The organism is Roseibium sp. RKSG952, assembly GCF_009711355.1.
The window spans coordinates 1-3,762 of the sequence record NZ_SMMF01000673.1 but is presented as its reverse complement, the minus strand read 5'-3'; the positions used below and the strand labels follow the sequence as shown (position 1 = coordinate 3,762).

The window sequence follows — 3,762 nt, the reverse complement described above, 5'->3', positions numbered from 1 at the left end:
GGGAGTTCGAGTCTCTCATCGCCCACCATTTATTTTCAAAGACTTTTGGCTGTTTGTTGGGGTGACGGATTAGAAGTCCGCACAGTTATCCGCACAGAAACCCCTATTTTCAGGCTCCCGGACGGCGTGAAATCGCATCCGCTGCAGCGCTTTGATGGTCCGGGTTCAGGTGGCCATAGGTCTTCAAAAGCATCTCAAGAGACATCCCCAAAAAATCCGCGAGGGTTTGCAGTTCCTGGGTGGTTCTGACGTTTTGAATTCCCCAGCTTGCCGCCGTGTGGCGCAGGCTGTGCGGGATCACTTCTGCGTCAAGACTGGCATCGGCGCGGCTGTTCGCCCATGCCTTGCGCACGCTCTTGACCGGCTGCCCATCCCTGTTGATGACATGCGCCACGCCCTTGTCCATCGCCTTCCAGCGCTTGAGGTGCGGCAGCAACCGGGACGGTATGCGGACAGATGGGCGGCGCTTGGCTGTGGTGCGCTCTGATGCGCCCTTCCGGTAGAGCACTCCGGCGTCAATATCGACATAGCCGCTATGGGTGGCCTCGACCCACTTCAAGGCAATGATGGCGCCGGTTCGGGTGCCGGTGTAAACGCCGATCAGAATCAGGCGCGCCAGATGGTGATTGCCGCGCCTGCGGGCCGCGTGGATGAAGCGTGCCGCCTCTGAGCGCGTCAGCCAGCGCAATCGGGGTTCGGCTTTCGGCGGCAGTGTTACCACGGGCCTGAACGGGATCTTGCGGTCGTTGACGAAATAGTTTGCCGCTGCTCTCAGCGTCTCAAGCTCGCGCCGGGCAGTGGATGCCTTGACGCCCGCTTTCATGCGCGCCTTGGCGTAATCCGTGGTGTGCCGGTTGTCGATGTCGTAAAGATGCAGCTTGCCCCAGAACGGGGAAAGCTGGGTAATGAAATCGATCTCGTTTCCGGGCTTGCCGAGATGGGGAATCTTGTCTGTCAGATACAGGCTCAGGACGTCCGCGACGGGGACATCTTTAGGATCTGAGCTTTTGGTTGGTTCGTGCTTGCTTGCGAGGTATTCCGCGAGCCGCTTTTCAGCTTCTTCAGCTTCTGATTCAATGCAGCCTGTGCGGACTTGACGCGATCCGTCTCTGATAACCCAGACGGGTGGGTCTTCGTCCCTTCGGACAAAGAGCCGGGGGGCTTTTCTTGGACGCGGCATTTTTTCCTCATCTCCCGGATTGAGGCGGGCGTGGTGTAGAAACGCCGGCCGATTTTCTCCAGTTCAAGATTTCCCAATTCGGCCTGGGCGCGCAAGGTTGATGCGCTGATCGTGCCGCGAAAGATCACCTTCGCAGCTTCATCCAGCGTAATGGGCGTGTCGTCGGTCCAGTCGGCTGGCTGCATGGCGCTACTCCCTAACCGCTCTTTTCAGTGATGAAATACGTGTCTTCCGGCACTTCCCCGTCACGATGCCTTGTTGCGATCTGATCAGCTGCCAATGGTATCGATTCGGCTACTGATACAACCTCAAGAACGGGTACATCCACGCCCATTGCAGTCGTGAACATGTTGACCTTTTTCATGATCAGATATCGGGGCATTGCGGAACCTCCAGAACCTCGACGCCTGCATTGCCGGGCAGGTCTTCGAGGAAATGCCGGGCCATTTCCTCAGCCAGAAACTCGGGCTTGAAAGCAGGCGCATTCATCAGCACCCAAGCGATCCGGGAATGCGTCGTTTGGGTGCGTTCGTCGTTTAATGGCGCTGTTGGCTCCCGCTTGCTGGCTCCACCGCCACACGGCGGCCTCAATTCACCAGCGTGGCCGGGATGTGGCTTCCCGGAATACCCTGCAGGTAAATACATCGCCCGCTCCTTGCGTTTTGTTGTCCCGGTTCGTGACCGGTCAAGACGATCCTGTTTTGGTCCGGGGTTGCCTTGCGTTTTCCAGAACGCCCTCCAGCATGTAAATCGCTGCCCCGATCAGATCGGCCGGGTCCGTGATCTCTTCCCCGATCGCGTCACACACAGCCAAGGCCGCACGCTGAGCCACCAGAACCAGCACACACCCTTCAATCTGGCTGCGCTGTTTGGCGGAGTCCGCGAGTTGCGACACGCTGTCGATGGCCTGTGTCACCCGCTGGCTGGCAAGTTGCTGTAAGTCGCGGTCAATTTGTGCTTGTGCAGTCATTGCGCATCCTCCCGGTTCAGATGCTCCAGATGGGCGGCAAGCACTGTGCGAGACTCGTTGAGGATCTGTTGCACGGACATGGTCCCGTAATGGGCGTGCGGCTCTGTGAAGCTGACTTGGGAGCTTTCCTGATTGAGCCCGTAGTGGCTCGTGACGATATCCAGTGCGCCAGAGGTCTTGGCCAGTGCATCAAACAGCGCGCATTGCGACGGGTGCGCGAGTTCGCAGACATCCTGTGCCGTGCGGATCATGTTTTCATAGGCGTTGAAATCCGGCTGGACACCGTTGTTGCGGTTGTAGCCCGACCAGAACGCATGCAGAATCTTTTCCGTCGGATAGCGGGGCATAAGCACGAAGCGCGAGGGGCATTTGACTGCGGTCATTCATCAGGTCCCGTATTGTGCCCGCGCCAGTCACGGGCGAGGCGGAGAAGCGCTGCCAGACCAAGGGCAACGGCAAGAGCGGCCAGCATCAAACCAGCCAGCGGATGGTGAGGGCCACGGCCAGCGCCATACAGGACGTGGCCAGCCCGATGGCCGACACGGCGTCGAGCCAGTCAGCGAACAGGGTGCAGCGGTTGCGCATTGGCTTGAGCCCGGTCCATGGTCTCGACGAAGCGTTGCAGGCTTCCGGTTCTCGAAATGATTTCTTCAACCAGAAGCCCGGCTTGCCGCCATGTGTAGCTGCCTTCATCGGTCGACTGCTGGACCTCCCGCTGATGAATGAAATCCATCGCGATGTTGGCCAGCATCTCGATTTCCTCGACGCTGATGTAAAGCACGCTCGTGGTTTCGACGCTGTACGGTTTGCCATCTTCCGCCTTTTGGGCGCCAGCTTCGGCCTTGGCGGGTGCGCTGAAGTCCGGCTTCACATTCATGACGCAGATCCTTTCCGAGCCATGCCCAACCCGAACCGGCGCGCATAGGCTCCGGTCAGCTCGTGGGCGCAGCTCATGGAAAACAGCGGCAGGGCAACCCACGGGGCGACGGCCAGCCAGTCGCTCAGGGTGGGCGTGAGGGTGCGGCGGGTCATTGAGTGCCCTCCAGCTTGGCCGTGACCGGCTTGATGGTGACGCGGGTGCTGACGGACGGGCGGTAGTAGTCCGCAAGCATGTCCTCCCCCAGATCAGCTGCAAGAGCCTTGGTGTCGAGGCGGCTGGATGTACTGGTCGAGAGGCTGACCACAAAATTTGCGCCACGGGCCACGTTGACCTCGCGCTGTTTCAGCTCGGCCTTGATCTCATCGGCTTCGGCCTTTGCGCTCTTGGTGATGCCGTCGAGATAGCCCAGCCGGTCGGCCAGTTGTTCCGGGCTCTGGTTATGCAATGCACTGGTCATGGGTGGTCTCCGGTTGGAACACTCGTGCCTTGGCCTCCAGGCTGTCGGCGGATTTCAGGAGTTCGGCGGCGCTGCGCAGGTTGCGGCGGACAGTGAGCCGGGCGCGGTTGGCCTCCTTGAGCTTGCCGCAGTCTGCAAGCGCCTCGATGGCCGGCTCTTGCGCTTCGGCCTCGCGTTTGAGGCTGTGGGCGTGCTGGCGGGCGCGTTCTGCCATGCCGTTCAGGGATTGCTTGCGGCGGTTCCGGGTCATCACGCGGTCTCCTGTTCAGGCTGCG

At 60.2% G+C, this 3,762-nt stretch carries 9 protein-coding genes; all 9 read right to left on the bottom strand.

What is annotated here, in order from left to right; translation table 11 throughout:
* Positions 1-109: 109 nt before the first annotated feature.
* Positions 110-1,180 carry a site-specific integrase gene (locus E1297_RS03665; protein WP_155134029.1) on the bottom strand — a complete coding sequence of 357 codons (1,071 nt, stop codon included), beginning with the start codon at positions 1,178-1,180 and terminating at the stop codon, positions 110-112.
* Between the two features lie 196 nt (positions 1,181-1,376).
* On the bottom strand, positions 1,377-1,562 hold the full coding sequence (locus E1297_RS03660; RefSeq protein WP_155134026.1) for a hypothetical protein: 186 nt from the start codon (positions 1,560-1,562) through the stop codon (positions 1,377-1,379).
* Positions 1,547-1,825, bottom strand: coding sequence for a hypothetical protein (locus E1297_RS03655; RefSeq protein WP_155134023.1), 279 nt, complete (start codon positions 1,823-1,825; stop codon positions 1,547-1,549). The genes E1297_RS03660 and E1297_RS03655 overlap by 16 nt, the downstream gene beginning before the upstream one ends.
* A gap of 40 nt (positions 1,826-1,865) precedes the next feature.
* Entirely contained in the window at positions 1,866-2,150 is a 285-nt protein-coding gene (locus tag E1297_RS03650) for a hypothetical protein (RefSeq protein WP_155134020.1), read from the bottom strand.
* Complete coding sequence (locus tag E1297_RS03645) at positions 2,147-2,533, bottom strand: hypothetical protein (RefSeq protein WP_155134017.1); 387 nt, start codon at positions 2,531-2,533, stop codon at positions 2,147-2,149. Before E1297_RS03645 ends, E1297_RS03650 begins: the two co-directional genes overlap by 4 nt.
* A 173-nt stretch (positions 2,534-2,706) precedes the next feature.
* Positions 2,707-3,027: a hypothetical protein gene (locus tag E1297_RS03640; RefSeq protein WP_155134014.1), complete on the bottom strand. Its 321-nt coding sequence runs from the start codon at positions 3,025-3,027 to the stop codon at positions 2,707-2,709.
* On the bottom strand, positions 3,024-3,182 hold the full coding sequence (locus E1297_RS03635; RefSeq protein WP_155134011.1) for a hypothetical protein: 159 nt from the start codon (positions 3,180-3,182) through the stop codon (positions 3,024-3,026). The genes E1297_RS03640 and E1297_RS03635 overlap by 4 nt, the downstream gene beginning before the upstream one ends.
* Positions 3,179-3,487 carry a hypothetical protein gene (locus tag E1297_RS03630; protein WP_155134008.1) on the bottom strand — a complete coding sequence of 103 codons (309 nt, stop codon included), beginning with the start codon at positions 3,485-3,487 and terminating at the stop codon, positions 3,179-3,181. Before E1297_RS03630 ends, E1297_RS03635 begins: the two co-directional genes overlap by 4 nt.
* Positions 3,468-3,737 (bottom strand): hypothetical protein, encoded by a 270-nt coding sequence (locus E1297_RS03625; RefSeq protein ID WP_155134005.1) that lies wholly within the window; start codon positions 3,735-3,737, stop codon positions 3,468-3,470. Before E1297_RS03625 ends, E1297_RS03630 begins: the two co-directional genes overlap by 20 nt.
* Between the last annotated feature and the right edge of the window lie 25 nt (positions 3,738-3,762).

What these genes read in the sequence shown, in the direction of transcription:
- E1297_RS03655 (WP_155134023.1), bottom strand. Translation starts at nt 1,825, where the DNA reads ATGTATTTACCTGCAGGGTATTCCGGGAAGCCACATCCCGGCCACGCT.
- E1297_RS03650 (WP_155134020.1), bottom strand. Translation starts at nt 2,150, where the DNA reads ATGACTGCACAAGCACAAATTGACCGCGACTTACAGCAACTTGCCAGC.
- E1297_RS03630 (WP_155134008.1), bottom strand. Translation starts at nt 3,487, where the DNA reads ATGACCAGTGCATTGCATAACCAGAGCCCGGAACAACTGGCCGACCGG.
- E1297_RS03625 (WP_155134005.1), bottom strand. Translation starts at nt 3,737, where the DNA reads ATGACCCGGAACCGCCGCAAGCAATCCCTGAACGGCATGGCAGAACGC.
- E1297_RS03665 (WP_155134029.1), bottom strand. Translation starts at nt 1,180, where the DNA reads ATGCCGCGTCCAAGAAAAGCCCCCCGGCTCTTTGTCCGAAGGGACGAA.
- E1297_RS03660 (WP_155134026.1), bottom strand. Translation starts at nt 1,562, where the DNA reads ATGCCCCGATATCTGATCATGAAAAAGGTCAACATGTTCACGACTGCA.
- E1297_RS03645 (WP_155134017.1), bottom strand. Translation starts at nt 2,533, where the DNA reads ATGACCGCAGTCAAATGCCCCTCGCGCTTCGTGCTTATGCCCCGCTAT.
- E1297_RS03640 (WP_155134014.1), bottom strand. Translation starts at nt 3,027, where the DNA reads ATGAATGTGAAGCCGGACTTCAGCGCACCCGCCAAGGCCGAAGCTGGC.
- E1297_RS03635 (WP_155134011.1), bottom strand. Translation starts at nt 3,182, where the DNA reads ATGACCCGCCGCACCCTCACGCCCACCCTGAGCGACTGGCTGGCCGTC.